The organism is Cryobacterium shii (genome assembly GCF_004402595.1).
Taxonomy (GTDB): Bacteria; Actinomycetota; Actinomycetes; order Actinomycetales; family Microbacteriaceae; genus Cryobacterium; species Cryobacterium shii.
On sequence record NZ_SOFY01000074.1, the window covers coordinates 57822 to 77972 of the forward strand.

21 protein-coding genes and 1 tRNA gene are annotated in these 20151 nt (G+C 67.8%); 15 read left to right on the forward strand and 7 right to left on the reverse strand.

Going from position 1 to position 20151, the window contains the following annotated elements:
- The first annotated feature begins 18 nt into the window (after positions 1–18).
- Both ygfZ and E3O49_RS13770 read left to right on the forward strand, forming a co-directional pair.
- A complete protein-coding gene (gene ygfZ, locus E3O49_RS13765) occupies positions 19–1212 on the forward strand; it encodes a CAF17-like 4Fe-4S cluster assembly/insertion protein YgfZ (RefSeq protein ID WP_134365290.1) in 1194 nt (397 codons plus the stop codon).
- A 54-nt stretch (positions 1213–1266) separates the two neighbouring features.
- Positions 1267–2019 (forward strand): phosphoglyceromutase, encoded by a 753-nt coding sequence (locus E3O49_RS13770; RefSeq protein ID WP_134365289.1) that lies wholly within the window; start codon positions 1267–1269, stop codon positions 2017–2019.
- A 76-nt stretch (positions 2020–2095) separates the two neighbouring features.
- Here E3O49_RS13770 and phoU read toward each other — a convergent pair whose 3' ends face one another.
- On the reverse strand, positions 2096–2752 hold the full coding sequence (gene phoU / locus E3O49_RS13775; RefSeq protein WP_134365288.1) for a phosphate signaling complex protein PhoU: 657 nt from the start codon (positions 2750–2752) through the stop codon (positions 2096–2098).
- A gap of 179 nt (positions 2753–2931) precedes the next feature.
- Here phoU and E3O49_RS13780 point away from each other — a divergent pair, with 179 nt between their 5' ends.
- Together E3O49_RS13780 and E3O49_RS13785 are read left to right on the forward strand one after the other, a co-directional pair.
- The gene (locus E3O49_RS13780; RefSeq protein ID WP_134365287.1) at positions 2932–4086 is read left to right on the forward strand and encodes a sensor histidine kinase; all 1155 of its coding nucleotides are present in this window, start codon (positions 2932–2934) and stop codon (positions 4084–4086) included.
- Positions 4083–4763: a response regulator transcription factor gene (locus E3O49_RS13785; RefSeq protein WP_134365286.1), complete on the forward strand. Its 681-nt coding sequence runs from the start codon at positions 4083–4085 to the stop codon at positions 4761–4763. Before E3O49_RS13780 ends, E3O49_RS13785 begins: the two co-directional genes overlap by 4 nt.
- 74 nt (positions 4764–4837) lie before the next feature.
- Here the strand turns inward: E3O49_RS13785 and E3O49_RS13790 are convergent, their stop codons facing one another.
- Entirely contained in the window at positions 4838–5317 is a 480-nt protein-coding gene (locus E3O49_RS13790) for a hypothetical protein (RefSeq protein ID WP_134451783.1), read from the reverse strand.
- 167 nt (positions 5318–5484) lie between these two features.
- Here E3O49_RS13790 and E3O49_RS13795 point away from each other — a divergent pair, with 167 nt between their 5' ends.
- The 4 genes from E3O49_RS13795 (at position 5485) to rlmB (ending at position 9785) form a co-directional block, all read left to right on the forward strand.
- A complete protein-coding gene (locus E3O49_RS13795; protein ID WP_134365284.1) occupies positions 5485–5967 on the forward strand; it encodes a CarD family transcriptional regulator in 483 nt (160 codons plus the stop codon).
- An 85-nt stretch (positions 5968–6052) separates the two neighbouring features.
- Positions 6053–7264, forward strand: coding sequence for a 2-C-methyl-D-erythritol 4-phosphate cytidylyltransferase (ispD, locus tag E3O49_RS13800; protein WP_134365283.1), 1212 nt, complete (start codon positions 6053–6055; stop codon positions 7262–7264).
- Positions 7261–8676 (forward strand): cysteine--tRNA ligase, encoded by a 1416-nt coding sequence (gene cysS / locus E3O49_RS13805; protein WP_134365282.1) that lies wholly within the window; start codon positions 7261–7263, stop codon positions 8674–8676. Before ispD ends, cysS begins: the two co-directional genes overlap by 4 nt.
- Positions 8676–9785, forward strand: a complete 1110-nt coding sequence (gene rlmB, locus E3O49_RS13810; protein WP_134365281.1) for a 23S rRNA (guanosine(2251)-2'-O)-methyltransferase RlmB — start codon at positions 8676–8678, stop codon at positions 9783–9785. Before cysS ends, rlmB begins: the two co-directional genes overlap by 1 nt.
- A 215-nt stretch (positions 9786–10000) precedes the next feature.
- Here the strand turns inward: rlmB and E3O49_RS13815 are convergent, their stop codons facing one another.
- Both E3O49_RS13815 and E3O49_RS13820 read right to left on the reverse strand, forming a co-directional pair.
- Entirely contained in the window at positions 10001–11329 is a 1329-nt protein-coding gene (locus tag E3O49_RS13815; RefSeq protein ID WP_134365280.1) for a DUF4032 domain-containing protein, read from the reverse strand.
- A gap of 80 nt (positions 11330–11409) precedes the next feature.
- The gene (locus E3O49_RS13820; protein WP_134451784.1) at positions 11410–12507 is read right to left on the reverse strand and encodes an ABC transporter ATP-binding protein; all 1098 of its coding nucleotides are present in this window, start codon (positions 12505–12507) and stop codon (positions 11410–11412) included.
- 266 nt (positions 12508–12773) lie between these two features.
- Between E3O49_RS13820 and E3O49_RS13825 the strand changes: the two genes are divergently transcribed.
- Positions 12774–13688, forward strand: a complete 915-nt coding sequence (locus E3O49_RS13825; RefSeq protein WP_134451786.1) for a DsbA family protein — start codon at positions 12774–12776, stop codon at positions 13686–13688.
- 101 nt (positions 13689–13789) lie between these two features.
- Positions 13790–13865, forward strand: a tRNA-Thr gene (locus tag E3O49_RS13830).
- A gap of 274 nt (positions 13866–14139) precedes the next feature.
- Here the strand turns inward: E3O49_RS13830 and E3O49_RS13835 are convergent.
- Together E3O49_RS13835 and msrB are read right to left on the reverse strand one after the other, a co-directional pair.
- A complete protein-coding gene (locus E3O49_RS13835) occupies positions 14140–14688 on the reverse strand; it encodes a nitroreductase family protein (protein WP_134410468.1) in 549 nt (182 codons plus the stop codon).
- A 3-nt stretch (positions 14689–14691) separates the two neighbouring features.
- Positions 14692–15093, reverse strand: coding sequence for a peptide-methionine (R)-S-oxide reductase MsrB (msrB, locus tag E3O49_RS13840; protein ID WP_134410470.1), 402 nt, complete (start codon positions 15091–15093; stop codon positions 14692–14694).
- Positions 15094–15277: 184 nt separating this feature from the next.
- Between msrB and E3O49_RS13845 the strand changes: the two genes are divergently transcribed.
- From E3O49_RS13845 to groL, 5 genes are all read left to right on the forward strand, one after another.
- Complete coding sequence (locus E3O49_RS13845) at positions 15278–15592, forward strand: DUF3263 domain-containing protein (protein ID WP_134365275.1); 315 nt, start codon at positions 15278–15280, stop codon at positions 15590–15592.
- 68 nt (positions 15593–15660) lie between these two features.
- A complete protein-coding gene (locus E3O49_RS13850; RefSeq protein WP_134365274.1) occupies positions 15661–16239 on the forward strand; it encodes a LytR C-terminal domain-containing protein in 579 nt (192 codons plus the stop codon).
- Between the two features lie 280 nt (positions 16240–16519).
- Positions 16520–16723 (forward strand): cold-shock protein, encoded by a 204-nt coding sequence (locus E3O49_RS13855; protein WP_134362230.1) that lies wholly within the window; start codon positions 16520–16522, stop codon positions 16721–16723.
- 169 nt (positions 16724–16892) lie between these two features.
- Positions 16893–17876 (forward strand): DUF3048 domain-containing protein, encoded by a 984-nt coding sequence (locus E3O49_RS13860; protein ID WP_160141116.1) that lies wholly within the window; start codon positions 16893–16895, stop codon positions 17874–17876.
- Positions 17877–17995: 119 nt separating this feature from the next.
- Positions 17996–19615 carry a chaperonin GroEL gene (groL, locus tag E3O49_RS13865; protein ID WP_134365272.1) on the forward strand — a complete coding sequence of 540 codons (1620 nt, stop codon included), beginning with the start codon at positions 17996–17998 and terminating at the stop codon, positions 19613–19615.
- A gap of 115 nt (positions 19616–19730) precedes the next feature.
- On the opposite strand, the gene E3O49_RS13870 is transcribed toward groL, so the two are convergent.
- Complete coding sequence (locus E3O49_RS13870) at positions 19731–20021, reverse strand: WXG100 family type VII secretion target (protein ID WP_134365271.1); 291 nt, start codon at positions 20019–20021, stop codon at positions 19731–19733.
- Between the last annotated feature and the right edge of the window lie 130 nt (positions 20022–20151).

Below are 20151 nucleotides of genomic sequence, written 5' to 3' on the forward strand. Positions count from 1 at the left end.
CCAGCTGGAAAGAGCGCCATGACCGCCGCATCCGTGCCCTCAGAAAACGTGCCCTCGGAAAACGTGTCCCCGCTGCTCGAACTCGACGGCGCCGTGCAGGCCGACGGGATCGACGCCGGCGTGGCCGCGCACTACGGCGGCCCCCTCACCGAACAGCGCCGCCTGCTCGCCGGCGAGGCCATCGTCGACTTGTCCCATTACGGGGTGCTGAGCGTCGCCGGGCCGGACCGGCTCACCTGGCTCAACTCGATCTCCAGCCAGGAGCTGCGCCACCTGGCCGCGGGAGAATCCTCCGAGACCCTCCTGCTCGACCCGACCGGCCGCGTCGAGTACGCGATGCAGGTCATCGACGACGGCGTGGAGACCTGGCTGCTCCTGGAATCGGCACAGCTGCCCGGCCTGCACGCGTGGCTCGACAAGATGCGGTTCACGCTGCGGGTGCAGATCGTCGACCACACCCTCGCCTACGCGGTGATCGGGTCGATGGCGGCGGACGTGTCCGCGCTGCCCCTCAGCCCCGCGGCCCCGAACGGTGTTCTGCTGGTCTGGCACGACCCCTGGAACCAGGTCGCGAGCGGTGGCTTCCAGTACGCGGATGCCCCCACTCACCCCGGAGCCGCCTGGCGCTGGACCGAGGTCCTGGTGCCGCGCGCGACCCTGCCCGCCCTGCGCGACTCCGTGCGCCACGGCACGGTCGGCGTCGCCGGCCTGCTCGCCCTCGAAGCCCTGCGGATCGCCGCCTGGCGTCCACGCCGGGCGACCGAGGTCGACGAGAAGACCCTGCCGCACGAACTCGACTGGCTCCGCACCGCGGTGCACCTCAATAAGGGCTGCTACCGGGGGCAGGAGACCGTGGCGAAGGTGCACAACCTCGGCCACCCGCCCCGGCGCCTGGTGCTGCTGCACCTCGACGGCTCGGACTCGGTCCTTCCCGCCCACGGTGACGAGGTCCAGGCGGTGCGGAAGCTGCCGGACGCAACCGAGGAGCACCGCGGCGTCGGAATCATCACCTCCAGCGCCATCCACTACGAGCTCGGGCCGATCGCGCTCGCCGTGGTCAAACGCACGGTGCCGGCCACGGTCACCCTGCACGTGCAGTCCCAGGGCATCTCCGTCGCCGCGGCGCAGGAAGTGATCGTGCCGCAGTCGGCCGGGTCGGTCGCCGAGATCCCCCGGCTGCCGCGCCTGGGCATCCGCACGCCCGGTCGTTAGGTCCCGCCTGCCGCGCTTACTCCCGGCGCCCGCCACATCGGTAGAGTTGAAGTCATGTCAGATGCATACAACCTCATACTTCTCCGTCACGGCCAAAGCCTATGGAACCAGGAAAACCTCTTCACCGGTTGGGTGGACGTCAGGCTGAGCGAGCAGGGAGCCGCCGAAGCCAAGCGCGCCGGTGAACTTCTCGCCGAGTCGGGCCTGCTGCCCGACGTCCTGCACACCTCATTACTTACCCGCGCCATCCAGACCGCGAACATCGCGCTCGAGGAAGCCGACCGGCTGTGGATCGACGTGAAGCGCTCCTGGCGCCTCAACGAGCGTCACTACGGCGCCCTGCAGGGCCTCGACAAGGCGGAGACGCTGGCCAAGTTCGGCCCCGAACAGTTCCAGCTCTGGCGTCGCTCGTTCGACGTGCCGCCGCCCGTGCTGGCCGACGATTCCCCCTGGTCCCAGGCGCACGACGTGCGTTACGCGAACCTCGGCGACGACCTGCCGCGCACCGAATGCCTCAGCGACGTCGTCGACCGGATGCTGCCCTACTGGGAATCCGACATCTCGACCGACCTCCGCGCGGGCAGGACGGTGCTCGTCACCGCCCACGGCAACTCGCTGCGCGCCCTGGTCAAGCACCTTGACGGCATCAGCGACGCCGACATCGCCGAGCTGAACATCCCGACCGGCATCCCGCTGGTCTACCGCCTGGGCGAAGACCTGATGCCTCTCGGCCCCGGCCGCTACCTCGACCCGGAGGCCGCCGCCGCCGGCGCCGCCGCCGTCGCGGCGCAGGGAAACAAGAAGTAGACCGCATCCCCGCACCCCATTAAGAAGAAAGCCCCGGAAGCAGTCGATCGCTTCCGGGGCTTTCTCGCGCTCGGGGTTACGCGTTGGTGTTCTGCTGCCACGCCCCGGTGCCGAGGTACTGCACCTTCTTCGCGATCGACACGGCGTGGTCGGCGAAACGCTCGTGATAGCGGCTGGCGAGCGTCGAGTCGACCGTGTCAGCGGCCTGGCCCTTCCAGGTCTCGCCCAGCACGGCGTCGAACACGCTGAGGTGCAGGGCGTCGACCTTGTCGTCCTCGTTGCGGATGGTCTCGGCCAGGAGCATGTCCTCGTTCGTCAGCAGCTCGGTCAGCATCTTCGCGATCGCCGTGACGAGCGCGCCCATCTCCGCGAACGTGCCGCGCAGGCTCTTGGGAACGACTTTGTCCGGGAAGCGGTAACGGGCGAGCTGGGCGATGTGCGTGGACAGGTCACCCATCCGCTCGAGGGACGCGCTGATCCGCAGCGCGCTGACCACGATGCGGAGGTCGCGCGCGACCGGCTGCTGGCGGGCGAGGATTGTGATGGCGAGCTCGTCGAGTTCGATGGTCAGTTCGTCGATCTTCTCGTCTTCACTGATCGCTTCGTCGGCGAGACTCACGTCGGACTCGTTGAAGGCCCGAGTGGCTTTGTCGATGGAGATCGCGACGAGGCGGGAGATCTCGATGAGACGATCCTGCACTTCGGCGAGTTCCTGCTGGAAAACTTCACGCATGTGTGTGGTCCTTCCTGGGCGCGCGGTACGCGCAGACACGTGAGACGCACCTGGCCCCGTTCACGATCCTCGCGGACCGAGGTGAACGGCAGGTGCCGAGATACTGAACACTACCTGAATCGGTCAGGGCGCCGGGTTGCTTCGTCAGACGACGCAACAAGTATCAGTAATCTGGGTATATGGAATCGACAGGGCTTGTGCTGGTGTCGCTGGCACTCGGCCTCGCCGTCGGCGCCGGATTCATGACCCTGCTGCACGTGGCCGAACGTCACGGCCGGCGGGCGGCCGAGGTCGTGAACCCCGCCGTTCCCGACGGCATCGACCAGGTGCTCGACGCGCTCGAGACCGCGGGGGCCGTCCTCGATCCCTCCAACAACGTGGTCAAGGCCTCGCAGGCGGCGGTGTCGATGGGGCTGGTCTGGAACCGCCAGCTGGTGCATCCGGAACTGCTGGAACTGGCCCAGCGGGTGCGACGCACCGGCGAGCCGGTCTCGGAGAACCTCGTGCTCTCCCGTGGGCCCTTCGGCGACGCGAGCATGCGCGTGCGCGTGCGGCTGGCCCGGCTGGGCACACGGTACGTGCTCCTCCTGGCCGAGGACCGCACGGAGGCGTTCCGCCTCGACGAGGTGCGCCGGGACTTCGTCGCGAACATCAGCCACGAACTCAAGACGCCGATTGCCGCGGTGGGATTGCTGGCTGAGGCGCTCGAGCAGGCCGCGGACGAGCCGGTGCAGGTGCGGCGCTTCGCCAGCCGCCTCACGACCGAGTCCGGCCGGCTCACCCGGCTGACCCAGGAGATCATCGAACTCTCCCGTTTGCAGGCCCAGGACGCCCTGACCGAACCCGAACTCCTTAACGTGGACACGATCGTCGCCTCCGCGGTGGACCTGAGCCGGGTGGTGGCCGACGCGGCGAAGATCACCATCGCCGTCGGCAAGAAGTCCGGCGCGCTCGTGAACGGTGACGAGCGACTACTCGTGATGGCGGTGCACAACCTCGTCGCCAACGCCGTGAACTACTCTCCGGAGGGGGCGAGGGTCGGAGTGGGGGTGCGCCGCAACGACGGCGTCGTCGAGATCACCGTCACCGACCAGGGTGTGGGCATCCAGGAAGCCGACCTGGAACGCATCTTCGAGCGCTTCTTCCGGGTGGACCAGGCTCGGTCCAGACACACCGGCGGCACGGGCCTGGGGTTGTCGATCGTCAAGCACGTGGTGCAGATCCATGGCGGGGACATCCGCGTCTGGTCCCAGCCCGGCAGCGGCTCGACATTCACCATCCGCCTTCCAGAGGCACCACACCCCGCCCCGGCGGCGATAGGAGACACCCCGTGACCCACATTCTGCTGGTCGAAGACGAGCGTGCGCTCAGCGAGCCGCTGAGCTTCCTGCTCGAGCGGGAAGGGTACGAGGTCACGGTCGCCGAGGACGGACCGAGCGCGATCAGCGAATACGATCGCACCGGCGCCGACCTGATCCTGCTCGACCTGATGCTCCCGGGCATCCCGGGCACCGAGGTGTGCCGGGAGATCCGCACCCGCTCGTCGGTGCCGATCATCATGCTGACCGCCAAGGACTCCGAGGTCGACATCGTGGTCGGCCTCGAACTCGGGGCGGACGACTACGTCACCAAGCCGTACTCGACCCGGGAACTGCTGGCCCGCATCCGGGCGGTGTCCCGGCGGCGCACCGAGGAGGTCGCCGAGGACGACACCGTGCTGGCGGCCGGCACGGTGCGGATGGACCTCGAAAGTCACACGGTCACGGTGTCCGACGACACCGTGAACCTGCCGCTGAAGGAGTTCGAGCTGCTCGAATACCTCTTGCGCAACGCCGGCCGGGTTCTCACCAGGGGCCAGCTGATCGACCGGGTCTGGGGCGCCGACTACTTCGGCGACACGAAGACGCTGGACGTGCACATCAAGCGGATCCGTTCACGGATCGAGTCCACCCCGTCGGAGCCGCAGATGCTGGTCACCGTGCGCGGGCTGGGCTACCGCTTCGAAGCCTGACCGCTCGCGCGGCGTGCCGACGCCGGCCAAGCCCCGCGGGGCCCGGCCGGTCGCGCCTGGTCGGCTGCTGGTGGTTACGGCGCGGCGGTCGGAACGAGCGTGGAGTAGGTCTCCAGGGAGCCGTCCAGGACCGGAACCAGCAGTTCGATGCCGGTCTCGTTGCCGTACTGCATGAAGACGGGGAAGAGCGAGCCCGGCTGGGTGTCGGCGTCGGTGACCGACACGTTCGGGGCATCCGGTGTACCGATGGTCACGCTCGAGTTCGCGTCGACGTTGACCTTCTGGGTGACCTTCTCCGTGGCCCCCTTGTACTGCACGTTGAGGCTGTGCGCCGAGTCTCCGGTGTTCACGACCGTGACCAGGAGACTGGCGGTGGAGCCGTCCTCGGACAGCAGGACCGCATTGCGGATGGCGAGGTCGCCCACATCGCCGCTGACGCCGTCGCTGGCGTCATACTTCGCCGTCGTCGACTGCGGAGCCAGCAGATTGCAGCCGCTGGTTCCCAACAGGATGCCGGCCGCCACGACGACGGACACGATGATTCGAGCTCTCACAAGACCTCCACAACAGTTCACCGTTTTGCCCGATGGCCAAACGCTGCAAATTTCGCTTTGGCACCAGCTTACTGGCTGGAGCGGGCCGCCCGGCGCGCCAATCGGCGCGGCGAACCCTACCACCGACGGCTGTGGTATCATAGACGCTGCTGAAGGGATATCCATACATGCTTTTTGAGGTCGGAGAAACCGTCGTTTATCCCCACCATGGAGCCGCAACGATCACCGAGGTGAAGACGCGGATCATCAAGGGTGAAGAAAAACTGTACCTGAAGCTCAATGTCACTCAGGGTGACCTCACCATCGAGGTGCCCGCCGAGAACGTCGACCTGGTCGGCGTTCGCGACGTGATCGGCAAAGAAGGACTCGACAAGGTGTTCGAGGTGCTGCGCGCGCCGTTCACCGAAGAGCCCACCAACTGGTCTCGCCGGTACAAGGCCAACCTGGAGAAGCTCGCCTCCGGTGACGTCATCAAGGTCTCCGAGGTCGTCCGCGACCTGTGGCGCCGCGACCAGGACCGCGGCCTGTCCGCCGGCGAGAAGCGCATGCTGGCCAAGGCCCGGCAGATCCTGATCTCCGAACTGGCCCTCGCGGAGAAGACCGACGAAGAGAAGGCCTCCACCGTTCTCGACCAGGTCCTCGCTTCATAACCACGCTCTCGTTGGAAGGCGGCGCCGTGAGGTGCCGCCTTTCGCGTTTCCCCTGCCGCACGACCCCACCAGATAGCCTCCTGATATGACTGAATCCCCCGCGCCCGTGGTCGCGGTCATCGTCGTCGCCGCCGGCAGCGGCAGCCGGCTCGGGCACGAGCTGCCCAAGGCCTTCGTCCCCCTGGCCGGCGCCACCCTGCTCGAGCGCGCCCTGGTGTCCGTGTTCGGGATGCGTGATCCGGCGCAAGTCATCGTCGTGGCGCCGGAGGACCGCCTGGCCGTCGCGCGCGAGCTGGCGGCACGGGTGAGCGACGACGCATCCGTTCTCGTGGTTGCGGGCGGCGCGACCCGGCAGGAGTCCGTCAACCGCGGGCTCGCGGTGCTCGGGCCCGAGGTGCGAACGGTTCTCGTGCACGACGCGGCCCGGGCGCTCACTCCCTCCGCGCTGTGCGACGCGGTCGTCGATGCCGTCGGCTCGACCGGGCACGGGATCGTGCCGGGGCTTGCCGTGGTGGACACGATCAAGAGCGTGTCTGGCGCCGGGGTGATCACGGGAACGGTGAACCGGGCCGAGTTGTCCGCCGTGCAGACGCCCCAGGGATTCCCCCGGGACATGCTGGTGGCCGCCGCCGCCGTGGCGACCGCCGAGGCGACCGACGATGCGTCCGTCGTGGCGGCCGCCGGGCACCCCGTCAGCGTGATCCCCGGCGACCCGCTCGCCTTCAAGATCACCACCCCCTGGGACCTGCGCCGGGCCGAATCCCTTCTCCGGGGCAGTTCCCTGCCGGGCGCGTCCGCCCCCCGGGTGGGCACCGGCATGGACGTCCACGCCTTCGACGAGGACTCCGACCTCTGGCTGGCGGGTCTGCACTGGCCGGGGGAGCGCGGTTTGTCCGGCCACAGCGACGGCGATGCCGCCGTGCACGCCATCTGCGACGCGCTCCTCTCCGCTGCCGGCCTCGGCGACATCGGCGGGATCTTCGGCACGTCGGACCCTCGTTTCGATGGCGCCCACGGCGACGTCTTCCTGGCCGAAACCCTCCGACTGGTGACGGCGGCCGGTTTCCGGGTCGGCAACGTCGCGGTGCAGATCATCGGCAACCGGCCGAAACTGAGCCCCCGGCGGTCTGAAGCGGAGGCGCTGCTCAGCGCGCTGCTGCACGCTCCGGTCAACGTGTCGGCGACGACGACGGATACGCTCGGCTTCACGGGCAGGGGCGAAGGCGTTGCGGCGATCGCGACCGCCCTGATTCTCCCCGAACGCCCCGCGAACCCTGACCTAAGCTGGGAAGCGTGACCATGCGACTGTACGACTCCCGGGCCCAGGCCCTCCGTGACTTCACTCCCCGCGTGCCCGGCGCCGTGGGGGTCTACGTCTGTGGACCCACCGTGCAGTCCTCCCCTCACATCGGGCACCTGCGCAGCGCCCTCGTCTACGACCAGCTGCGTCGCTGGCTCACCTACCGGGGCCTCGACGTCACGTTCGTGCGCAACGTCACCGACATCGACGACAAGATCCTGGCCCATGCGGCCGGCACCACGGAGCAGTGGTGGGCGCTCGCGTACCGCTACGAGCTCGAGTTTACGGCCGGGTACCAGCGGCTGGGCATCCTCGCCCCCAGCTACGAGCCGCGCGCGACCGCCAGCATCCAGCAGATGCAGGACCTGATCTCCCGGCTGATCGAGTTCGGCCACGCCTATCCCGCCGACGACGGATCCAGCGACGTCTACTTCGACACCGCGAGCTGGCCCGAATACGGGGTCCTGACCCGCCAGCAGCGGGGCGATATGGAAGCGGCCGCGGATGCCGACCCGCGCGGCAAGAAGGACCCTCGCGACTTCGCCCTCTGGAAGGGCCATAAAGCCCAGGAGCCCGAGTCCGCCTCCTGGCCGTCCCCCTGGGGCTCCGGCCGTCCGGGCTGGCACATCGAGTGCTCGGCGATGGCGGCCCGGTACCTCGGCCCGCACTTCGACATCCACGGCGGCGGACTCGACCTGCGCTTCCCGCACCACGAGAACGAGTTCGCCCAGTCCGCTGCGGCCGGTGACGGATTCGCGAACTACTGGATGCACAACGGGCTGGTCAACGTCAACGGGCAGAAGATGTCCAAGTCGCTCGGCAACTCCGTCTTCGCCGCCGAGCTCCTCGGCCAGGCCCGCGCCATCGTCGTGCGCTACTACCTGGGGGCCGCGCACTACCGCTCCACCATCGACTACCACGAGGATGCACTCGTCGAGGCCGAAGCCGCCCTCGAACGCATCGAGAGCTTCCTCGACCGGGCCGACCGGCGCCTGGCCGACACCCGGTTCGCGGGCTCCGGCGTGGAGATCGTACCGGACGAATTCGCCGCGGCCATGGACGACGACCTCGCCGTCCCCCAGGCCCTCGCCGTGCTGCACGAGACCGTGCGCACCGGCAACGCGGCGCTGGACGCCGAAGATCTGCACGCCGCGGCAGCCGCGCGTGGGCACGTTCTCGCCATGAGCGAGGTCCTGGGGATCAACCCCCTCTCGCCCGGCTGGTCCGTGTCCACGGACGAACCGGCGATGATCGCGCTCACCGCACTCGTGGAGCGCCTTCTGGACGACCGCGAAATCGCCAGGCAGGGCCGCGACTATGCGGCCGCAGACCGTATCCGGGACGAGCTCGTCGCCGCCGGAATTACCATCGAAGACACCCCGTCGGGTGCCCATTGGAGCTTTGACTGATGAAGAACTTAGACCGCAAGTCCCGTACCGGAGCCGTGCGCAAGGGCAGCCGGGGACCGCAGGTCGGCTCCGGCGGCCAGGGCCGTCAGGCCCTCGAGGGCAAGAAGCCCACCCCGAAGGCCGAAGACCGTCCGTACCACCCCGCCGGCAAGCGCAAGGCAGCCCAGGACCGCTTCACCGCGGCCGGCGGCGGCCGCAGCCGCACCGGCGCGGGCCCCAAGAGCGCGCCTCGCGGTGCCAGCACCGGCAACACGGGCGGCGGCGGAGCGTCGACCCGTCGCGCCAAGCAGATCGACGAGCATGAGGTCGTCACCGGGCGCAACTCCGTTCTCGAGGCGCTGCGCGCGAAGATCCCCGCCACGGCCCTGTACATCGCCACGCGCATCGAGATGGACGAGCGGGTGAAGGAGGTCCTCACCCTGGCCACCACCCGCGGCATCCCGGTGCTCGAGGTGATGCGCCCCGAACTCGACCGTCTGGCCGGCCGCGATTCCGTGCACCAGGGCCTCGCGCTCAAGGTGCCCGCCTACGAGTACGCCCAGCCGCTCGAGTTGCTCGAACTGACGATCAGCCGCGGCCACAAGCCCCTCTTCGTCGCGTTAGACGGCATCACCGACCCCCGCAACCTGGGCGCGATCATCCGTTCGACGGCCGCGTTCGGCGGTCACGGCGTGATCGTGCCGCAACGTCGCTCCGTCGGTGTGACTGCGTCGGCCTGGAAGACCTCCGCCGGCGCCGCGGCCCGCCTCCCCGTCGCCATGGCGACCAACCTGACCCAGACGCTCAAGTCGCTGAAGGAGCAGGGCGTGCTCGTCATCGGCCTGGCCGGCGACGGCGATACGCAGCTGCCCGAGCTCGGCATCGGCTTCGCCGAACGCCCGATCGTGATCGTGGTCGGCAGCGAGGGCAAGGGCCTGTCCCGCCTCGTCACCGAGACCTGCGATGCGATCGTCTCGATCCCGATCAGCGCGTCGACCGAGTCGCTCAACGCCGGCATCGCGGCCGGAGTGACCCTCTACGAGGTCTCCCGCCTGCGCGCCGCAGCCAAGGCCGCCAAGGCAGTCAAGTCCGCCGCCGCCGCAGCGGCGAAGGCCGCCGCCGCGTCCTGACCCCACCCGCCGCGTCCTGACCCCACCCGCCGCGTCCTGACCCCACCCGCCCAACCGGGCACCCGCCCAACCGGGCACCCGCCCCGTCCCGTCCCGCCCCGCCCACCCGGGCACCCGTCGCCCTCACGCGGCCACGGCACCCCGCCGAGCCGTGAGTAAAGCCCCTATTCCGTCACGGAATAGGGGCTTTACTCACGGCTCGGCGACGATTGTGGCTAGACCTTGAGGCGCCAATCGGCGGCATCGTCGGCGGCGGTGTCATCCGCATCCGCGGCCGCGGCGGTCTCATCGTCGGTGACGTCGATCGGGATGGTGATCTCGCCGGTGGAGGGTTCGATCACGGTCGCCTCGTCACGGCGGTGGCGCAGCACATCCTTGACGTAGGACGTGACGGCCTCGGCCAGGGGGATGTCCCTGGACTGGTTCTGCGCCATGAACCAACGGTGGTCGAGCAGTTGGTGGAAGATCTCGGCCGGCTCCAGCTTGCCCTTGAGGTCGCGGGGAATGGCCCGGATGACCGGTTCGAACACGCGCACGAGCCACTCGTGGGCCAGCATCTCCTCATCGGCCTCCGGGTCGCCGTAGGAGACCCGGTAGGAGTCGAGGTCGTTGAGAAGGCGCCGGGCCTGGTTCTCCTCCGCGTCGAGCCCGGTCAGCCGCAACAGGCGCCGCTGGTGGTGGCCGGCGTCGACGACCTTCGGCTGGATGCGCACGGTCGTGCCCTGGTCGTCGGTCTTGATGGCGAGCTCCTCGATGTCGAACCCGAGGTCGTTGAGGCGCTCGACCCGTTCGGTGATGCGCCAGCGTTCGGAGCTGGAGAAGGATTCGGAACCGGTCAGCTCCTTCCAGAGCAGCCGATAGGCGGCGACGATGCCGTTGCTGACCCGGATGGGGTCGAGTTCGTCGGCTGCGCGCCCGCCGGCCTCGAGGTCCATAAGCTCACCGGCGATGTTGACGCGGGCGATCTCCAGGTCGTTTTCGCGCTGGCCGTTGGACAGGCCGCCCGGGTACAGCTGACCGGTCTCGGCGTCGACCAGGTACGCGGCGAACGCGCCGGCGTCCCGGCGGAACAACGTGTTCGACAGCGACACGTCGCCCCAGAACAGCCCGGCCATGTGCACGCGCACCAGCAGCAGCGCCAGCGCGTCCACCAGCCGGGTCGCCGTGTCGGGGCGGAGGGTCTGCGAGTAGAGGGCGCGGTACGGGAGGGAGAACTTGAGGTGCCGTGTGATGAGTACCGAGTTCAGGGGTTCGGCATCCTCATTCGTGCGATTCGTGATCACGGCCAGCGGCTCGACGCAGGGGATTTCGAGGCTTTGCAGGGTGCGCAGCATCTCGTACTCCCGCTTGGCCATTTCGCTGGTCGTCTCCTTGATCGCGACGACGCGGCCACTCAGATGCGCGAAGCGCACCAGGTGGCGGGAGATGCCCTTGGGGAGGGCGGCGATGTTCTCGTTCGGCCAGGCATCCAGCGGAAGGTCCCAGGGCAGGTCGAGCAGGGCAGGGTCGGCCGTGGCCGACGTGATATTGAGGGAACCGCTCATGGGTCGAGTTTACCGGTGGACGACAGAACGGCCGGACGGAGCTGACGCGCCGTCCGGCCGTTCAGATGTCGAACCGGGTGTTAGTTGGCGACTGCCCCGCCGAGGCGGAGGCCGTTTTCGGCGTCGAACACGTGCAGGTGGTGCGGCGTCGGGGTGAGGTAGACGGTGTCGCCGGCGGACGGGTGCGAGCGGCCGTCGACGCGAGCGACGATGTCGGTGCGCTTGCCCTCGACCGTCGAGTGGCCGTACAGGTAGCCGTCGGCGCCGAGCTCTTCAACCAGGTCGACGTCAACCTGAAGGCCTTCGCCGTGCGTGGTCGAGAGGTGGATGTCCTCCGGGCGGACGCCGATGGTGACCTTGTTGCCGGTCGAGCCGGCCAGGGTCTCCCGGGGGACCGGGACGGTGGCGGTGCCGAACTTGATGCCACCGTCGACGGCGTCGGCTAGGAACAGGTTCATGGCCGGGCTGCCGATGAAGCCGGCAACGAACACGTTGTTGGGCTTGGCGTACAGGTCGCGCGGGGTGCCGACCTGCTGCAGCACGCCATCCTTGAGCACGGCGATGCGGTCACCCATGGTGAGCGCCTCGGTCTGGTCGTGGGTCACGTAAACGGTGGTGACCCCCAGGCGGCGCTGGAGGGAGGCGATCTGGGTGCGGGTCTGCACGCGCAGCTTGGCGTCGAGGTTCGAGAGCGGCTCGTCCATCAGGAACACCTGGGGCTGACGCACGATGGCGCGGCCCATGGCGACGCGCTGACGCTGGCCGCCGGAGAGTGCCTTCGGCTTGCGGCTCAGGTACGGCTCGAGGTCGAGGAGCTTGGCGGCCTCCAGAACGCGGGCGGCGCGCTCGTCCTTGTTGACGCCGGCGATCTTGAGCGCGAAGCCCATGTTCTCGGCGACCGTCATGTGCGGGTACAGAGCGTAGTTCTGGAAGACCATGGCAATGTCACGGTCCTTCGGCGGGACATCCGTCACGTTGCGCTCACCGATGAAGATGTTGCCGTCGTTGACCTCTTCGAGGCCGGCCAGCATGCGCAGGGAGGTGGACTTACCGCAGCCGGAGGGGCCGACCAGAACGAGGAATTCGCCATCGGCGACCGAAAGGTCGAGGTGGTCGACTGCGGGGCGGGTGGAACCCGGGTAGAGACGGGTTGCCTTGTCGAACGTGACTGAAGCCATTATCTGTATTCTCCTTCACCGGCAGGTACGTGCCGGACGATCCGTAGTGATGGGATTTATGTGCCGACCGCCAAGATGATGGTATAAGCCGACTGTTTCAGTATGTCATGCCGTTTGAACCCGACGTCGAGAAGCGAATCTGCGCCACCGCTCACGCGCTCAGGCGCTCAGGCGCCGTCTGGGCGATTCCCAGACTGGGCACCTAGTCTTTGGGAGGCATTCGCAAATGAATTGCCTCTGCACTTACCTATTCGGAGCGAGCATTCATGACTATTGGCGGATCGGGCGATGGTCGTCCCTCTAAGAACCAGCGGCGTGACGCGGCCCGCAAGAAGGCCACGAAGATCCGGGTGGAGCAGAGGAAGAAGGATCGGCGCAATCGGGTCTTCGTGCGGGGCGGCATTGCCGTGGTCGGCATCGCCCTTCTCGCCATGATCGCCCTGGTCCTGGTCAACTCGATCCGCCCGGCTGGTCCCGGTCCGGCGAACATGGCCAGCGACGGCGTCCTCATCGCCGAGGGGATGACGGCCGTCAAGACGTCATCGCTGCAGCCCGACTCCAAGACGGTTCCTTCCAAGCCAGATGCGACCGGCACCGTCGCCGACATCCGCGTCTACGCCGACTACCTGTGCCCGTTCTGCAGCCAGTTCGAAAAGGCCAACAGTGACCAGATCGTCAAATGGGTCGATTCCGGCGCGGCCACCGTCGAGATCCACCCGGTGTCGATCCTGACCCACAAATCATCCGGGACCCAGTACTCCCTGCGAGCGGCCAACGCCGCCGCGTGCGTGGCGAACTACTCGCCCGATGACTTCTACGCCTTCAACGCCGCGCTGTTCGCGAAGCAGCCCAAGGAAGGCACCGCCGGTCTCGACGACGCCGCGATCAAGGCCCTGGTGAAGAAGGCGGGCGTGAACGATGAGCTTTCCGAGATCAACGCCTGCATCGATGACACGACCTACAAGTCCTGGGTGGTCGCGTCCACCGACCGCGCGCTGTCCGGCCCGTTGCCGAACACCGAGATCGAGGCCATCACCGGCACCCCGACCGTGCTCGTCAACGGCAAGCAGTACGTCGGCGCGCTCGACGATCCCAAGGAGTTCGCCGCTTTCGTGCTCCAGTCGGCCGGCGAAACCTACTCGACCTCCACTCCGACGCCCGAGCCGGTCCCGGCCGGCTGATCCGCAGCTGATCCGCTGCGGGCCCGCCCCGCCGAGCTGACATGGCCGCACAGGTCGGCTTCGTGATTTAGGATGGTGTGTCGAGGCGGCATCCGTCTCATGCCGGCCTGGCGCAATTGGTAGCGCACCACTCTTGTAAAGTGGGGGTTACGGGTTCAAGTCCCGTGGCCGGCCCCACTGTTCTGTCATCTGCTCCGTGCATCTGCTCCGTGCCGGAGCGTGACTCGGTGCACGGTCGCCAGCGAAAATCGGCGCACCTGGCAGCACCTGCCTTCTTCAGCACCTGCCTGCCCGAACGAATTCGACGGAGATTTTGCCCGAATCGTTCCCAAACAGGCTGAATTGGCGCTTTTACAGCAGAATCTCCGTCGAATTGGTTCGACGCCGGACCGGGCTCTCGGCCGGGGCGGCCAGCAGCGTGGACGGGACGGCCGACGGGGCTGTCCGAAGCTCAGAGCTCGGTGAGGTACTCGCCCGGATCGATGGCCGTGCGCACGCCCGGCCTCGAGTCGGCCGGCACGCCGCCGACGTAGAGCCAGCCCAGGACCTCTTCCGCGTCGGTGAGCCGGTGCACCCGGCGCACCAGCTCGGTGCGGGCCAGCGGCCCCGTGCGCCACATGACGCCCCAGCCGCTGTCGTCGAGCAGGAGGCTCAGGATGTGGCCGACTCCCGCGGCGGCGGCGTCCTGCTCCCAGACCGCAACCTTCTCGCTGTCGCGGCGGCTGACGATCAGGGCGATGAGCAGCTCGGCGCGCAGGGGCTTCGCGGCCAGCCTGGACGCCTCCTCGCCGGTGACACCGGATGCCGCCACGAACGCGTCGCCCAGCTGCCGCCGCCTCTCGCCGCGCACCTCGATCAGCCGCCAGGGGCGCAGCGCACCGTGATCGGCCACCCGGGCCGCGGCGGCGACCAGGGGCAGCAACTCCTCGTGGCTGGGCGCATCCGTCGTCACCTTCGAATGGGACCGGCGGCGACTGACCGCGTCGAGGAGTGCGGACAAGGCTTACTCGGCCGGCTTGAAGCTGAGCGAGACGGAGTTCATGCAGTAGCGGTCGCCGGTGGGCGTTCCGAACCCGTCGTCGAAGACGTGGCCCAGGTGAGAGCCGCAGTGCGCGCAGCGCACCTCGGTGCGCACGACGCCAAGCGAGCGGTCCTCGATCAGCTCGACCGCCTCCGGGCGGACGGACTCGTAGAAACTCGGCCAGCCGCAGCCGGAGTCGAATTTCGTGCCGCTCTTGAAGAGCTCCGCGTTGCAGGCGCCGCAGGTGTAGACGCCGGAGCGGGCCTCGTCGAGCAGTTCGCCGGTCCAGGCGCGCTCGGTGGCGGCCCCCCGCAGGACGGCGTACTGTTCCGGGCTCAGTTCCCCGCGCCACTCGGCGTCTGATTTCTCGACTTCGTAGTCCATGACCTGTCCCTTCGTTTTCGGCCCGAGGGGGCCGAAATCTGTACCTGTCAACCCTAAACTCGGCCGGCCGCGACCGTATTCCTCGAACGGGAACCCGCAGCGGTTTCCCATGGCGGGCGGCGGGCGATCCAGCGAGCATGCAGACCACTGCAAATAGGATGGCAGAAGACGACGGAGGTGGCACGTGGACGGCAGCACCGCTCCCCAGGCGACCGTGGCTCCGGTCCCCGCGCCTGAGCTGTCCGAACGGGAACTGGCGATCCTCGCTTTCGAGGGGCGATGGTGGTCGCAGGCCGGCGCCAAAGAGCAGGCCATCCGGTCCGAGTTCGATCTCTCGGCCGCCCGGTACTATCAACTGCTGGGTGTCCTGATCGATTCCCCTGCTGCACTGGCCCACGATCCGATGCTGGTGAAACGCCTGCAACGGATGCGCGAGGCCCGCGAGCAGGCACGGGCGCGTCGCACACTCCGCCCGACCGAACCGCCGCAGTACCCCTGAACCGCAGTACCCCTGAACCGCAGCACCGCAGTGAATCACCACCAGCAGAGGATCGAACCAGTACGACGATGCCGACTTCCTACCCGAAAGACCGATTCGACCACCTCCCGCATCACCTCGACCGGGTGGGCGCTCATCGTGCCCCGCAGAAGAAGGGACGCCACTGGGTGGCGTTCTGGTGGGCCCTCGGCGCGACCGCCCTCCTGATCGGGCTCGGGGTCGTCGGGCTGGCCCTCCTGAACAACAATCTCAACATCTCGCTGCCGGGCACGGCAACAGCCTCTGCCTCGGCCACCTCCTCTGCCGCGGCGGCCGCCCCGAGCGCCACCACGACCCCGACCCCCGCCGCGACCGTCGACCCGAGCCTGAGCGTGACGGTGTTGAACGGCACGCCCGGCGCCGGAGTCGCCAAGGCCGTCGGCGAGACCCTCACCACGGCGGGCTGGACCGTGGACACGCTCGGCAACGCCGACACCGAGGACGTCGCGACGACGACGGTGTACTACGCCGATGCGGGCCTGGAGGGCGCCGCCCGAGGAGTGGCCGAGTCGCTGCCCGGATCCCGGGTGCGGCCGTCCTCCGACTACGCGGACTCCGGGGCGGACCTCACCGTCGTGGTCGGCGCAGATTACGTACCCGCCGGATGACGAAAAACGAATTGCGGATAGCGTCCCCGCCGCCGGGAAACCGCAGGCGAGAGGCTCCTTTACCCGGCCCCCGCTTATACGTCCGGGCGCCCTACGTCAACCCCCTTTCGTTCCTGTACAGCTTCCGTAAATTGGCTAGTGGTCGCTCATTCTGTTGAATCAGGCGCTCTCGAGAGAGGCGAATTCCACTGGCCCCACAGGATGGACGCAGTCACATGCGCCAGGCCCGGTACGGCCAATGGGCGCGTGTCGATCAATCCAAAGCAACAGGGAGTTACACATGGCGAACGGAACCGTCAAATGGTTCAACGCTGAAAAAGGTTTCGGCTTCATCACGGTCGATGGAGGTGGCCAGGACGTCTTCGTCCACTACTCGGCCATCGACATGCACGGCTACAAGGTTCTCGAAGAGGGCCAGCACGTGATCTTCGAACTCGGCACCGGGGCGAAGGGCCCCCAGGCCGAATCGGTCCGCCCGGTCTGATTCAGCGCACAATTCAGGCGAACAATCGAGCCGGACCCTGAATACACCTCCCGTACACGCGCGGCGATGAAGCCGCAGTAGTGTGTGTGGCGTGACAGGCGACAGAACGGCTAAAGCAGGACGACGAAGCACGGCACAGAAATTCCGGTCCAGCCGGATGCTCGGTGCCGTGCTTCTTCCGTTCCTGCTCACGTTGACCTCATGTTCGGCCCTGGCGCCCGCGCCCGCTCAGAGTTCTGCGGGTGACGAGAGCCCGGATGCCACGGCGCTGGCTCCGTTGCGGGGCACCCCCGTGCCGGCGGGAAGCGCGCTCAGTCCCTCGCTGGCGGTCAAGATCGACAATCACGAGGCTGCCAGGCCGCAGGTCGGGCTCGAGCGCACCGACATCGTCTTCGAGGAACTCGTGGAGGGCGGCCTGACCCGGTACGTGGCCGTGTGGCAGTCCGGCATCCCCGAGTTGGTGGGACCGGTGCGCTCCATCCGTCCCATGGATCCCGACATCATTGCGCCCTTCGGCGGCATCGTGGCGTACTCCGGCGGCCAGCAGCAGTTCGTCGACCTGATGGAGGCCACCGACGTGGTCACCGTCTCCCAGGAGAGCGACGAGACCGGTGTGTTCTACCGGGAAGACTCACGCGATGCGCCGCACAACGTCATTCTGAAGGCGAAGGAGCTGGTCGACCGGAACGACACCGTGGCGGTCCCCGCACAGCAGTTCTCGTACACCCCAACGGTGGCGGGGTCATCCGCTGCCACCGACGGTGAGGCCGTCTCGGCCGTCGACTCCCGTTTCTCCGACCAGCGCTGGCCCGGCTGGACCTGGGACCAGGCGAGCCTGACCTACCTGCGTTCCCAGGAGGGGACGCCCGACCTGGACGGCTCCGGCGCACAGCTCCGCGCGACGAACGTCCTGATCCTGCGGGTCGACATCGACGAAACCTCCACGAACGTGCCCAAGACCACGATGGTCGGCTCCGGGGAGGCCTGGGTGTCGGCCGGCGGCAAGAGCCTGCATGCGACCTGGTCCAAGACCGACCGGGATGCGCCGATCCGGCTGGTGGACGACAACGGCCAGGCGGTGCGGCTCGCGGCCGGCAACACTTGGATCGAGTTGGTGCCGGGTGACCGAGGCTCGGTCGAGCTGCGCCAGTAGCACCCGGCGTTCACTTGCACTCTCGACCCCAGAGTGCCAGAATTGCACTTGGCACTCTCTCCTTTTGAGTGCCAACCCATCACCGTTTTGGTAACGTCCGGGAGGGACGAGAAACACATATGGCAAAGATCATTGCTTTCAACGAAGAGGCCCGTCGCGGCCTTGAGCGTGGCCTGAACATCCTCGCTGACACTGTCAAGGTCACCCTCGGCCCGCGCGGACGTAACGTGGTGCTGGAGAAGAAGTGGGGCGCACCCACGATCACCAACGACGGCGTGTCCATCGCCAAGGAAATCGAACTCGATGACCCGTACGAGAAGATCGGTGCCGAACTCGTCAAAGAGGTCGCCAAGAAGACCGATGACGTCGCGGGCGACGGAACCACCACCGCCACCGTCCTGGCTCAGGCGCTCGTTCGCGAAGGCCTGCGCAACGTCGCGGCCGGAGCAGACCCGATCAGCCTCAAGCGCGGCATCGAGAAGGCCACGGCTGCCGTGATCGCCGAACTCATCGCCAACGCGAAAGAGGTCGAGACCAAGGAAGAGATCGCGGCCACCGCTTCCATCTCCGCCGGAGACGCCGAAATCGGCGCCATCATCGCCGAAGCCATCGACAAGGTCGGCAAGGAGGGTGTCGTCACCGTCGAGGAGTCGAACACTCTCGGCACCGAGCTCGAGCTCACCGAGGGCATGCGCTTCGACAAGGGCTTCCTGTCCGCCTACTTCGTGACCGACCCCGACCGTCAGGAAGCGGTCTTCGAAGACCCCTACATCCTGATCGTCAACTCCAAGGTCTCGAACATCAAGGACCTCCTCCCGATCGTGGACAAGGTCATCCAGACCGGCAAGCAGCTCCTCATCATCGCCGAGGACGTCGACGGCGAGGCCCTGGCCACGCTCGTTGTGAACAAGATCCGCGGAATCTTCAAGTCGGTCGCCGTCAAGGCCCCCGGCTTCGGCGACCGTCGCAAGGCCCAACTGCAGGACATCGCCATCCTCACCGGTGGACAGGTCATCAGTGAAGAGGTCGGCCTCAAGCTCGAGAACGTTACGCTCGACCTGCTCGGCAACGCCCGCAAGATCGTCATCACCAAGGACGAGACCACCATCGTCGAAGGTGCCGGCGACCCCGAAGCGATCGCCGGACGCGTCCAGCAGATTCGCAGCGAGATCGAGAACACCGACAGCGACTACGACCGTGAGAAGCTCCAGGAGCGTCTCGCCAAGCTCGCCGGCGGCGTTGCCGTCATCAAGGCCGGCGCCGCGACGGAGGTTGAGCTCAAGGAGCGCAAGCACCGCATCGAGGACGCCGTCCGCAACGCGAAGGCTGCCGTCGAAGAGGGCATCGTCGCCGGTGGTGGCGTTGCACTGATCCAGGCCGGCAAGACCGCGTTCGAGAAGCTCGAACTGGTCGGCGACGAGGCAACCGGCGCGAACATCGTCAAGGTTGCCATCGACGCTCCACTCAAGCAGATCGCCCTCAACGCCGGCATGGAGCCGGGCGTTGTCGCCGACAAGGTGCGCAACCTGCCCATCGGTTGGGGCCTCAACGCCGCGACCGGTGAGTACGTTGACATGCTCGCTGCGGGAATCAATGACCCGGTGAAGGTCACCCGCTCCGCGCTGCTCAACGCAGCGTCGATCGCCGGCCTGTTCCTCACCACCGAGGCCGTCGTCGCCGACAAGCCGGAGAAGAACGCTGCTCCGGTCGGCGACCAGGGCGGCGGAATGGACTTCTAAGTCCACACCGCTTCACTGTTTCATCGCACGATCGCACGACTGCAACACCGTTCCACAGGGCAGGGCGTCTCCTCCGGGAGGCGCCCTGTTCTGCGTGCCCGGGGATGCGGCCCGGCTAGCGCAGGAACAGGCGGGTGTTGGCCTGCTCGATCTCGGCGTAGTGCTGGCCGGCCTGGTTCAGGGCCTGGCCCAGCGCCTCGGCGCTCTGAGCCACCTGCTGCTGGGTGGCACGCCATTCGGAGACGGCGGATTGGAACGCGGCGGCGGCCTGACCCGACCACGATCCTTCCAGGGCCGTGAGCTGGGAGATGAGCCCCGCGACCTCGGTCTGGATCCGGCCGATCGAGGCCCGGGCTACGGCGGTGGTGTGCAAAACGGCTTCGCTGTCGACCTGGTAACGGGTCATGATGGTCCTTTCGGCGGGGGGAGTGTGCCGAGCAGACTACGAGCCGACGACGCCGGTTGGGCCGGTATCCGCTCGTGGCGGGGAAACCGATCCGAGGCGGGCCTGGGGAGGGACGGCCCGGCCGGAGGCG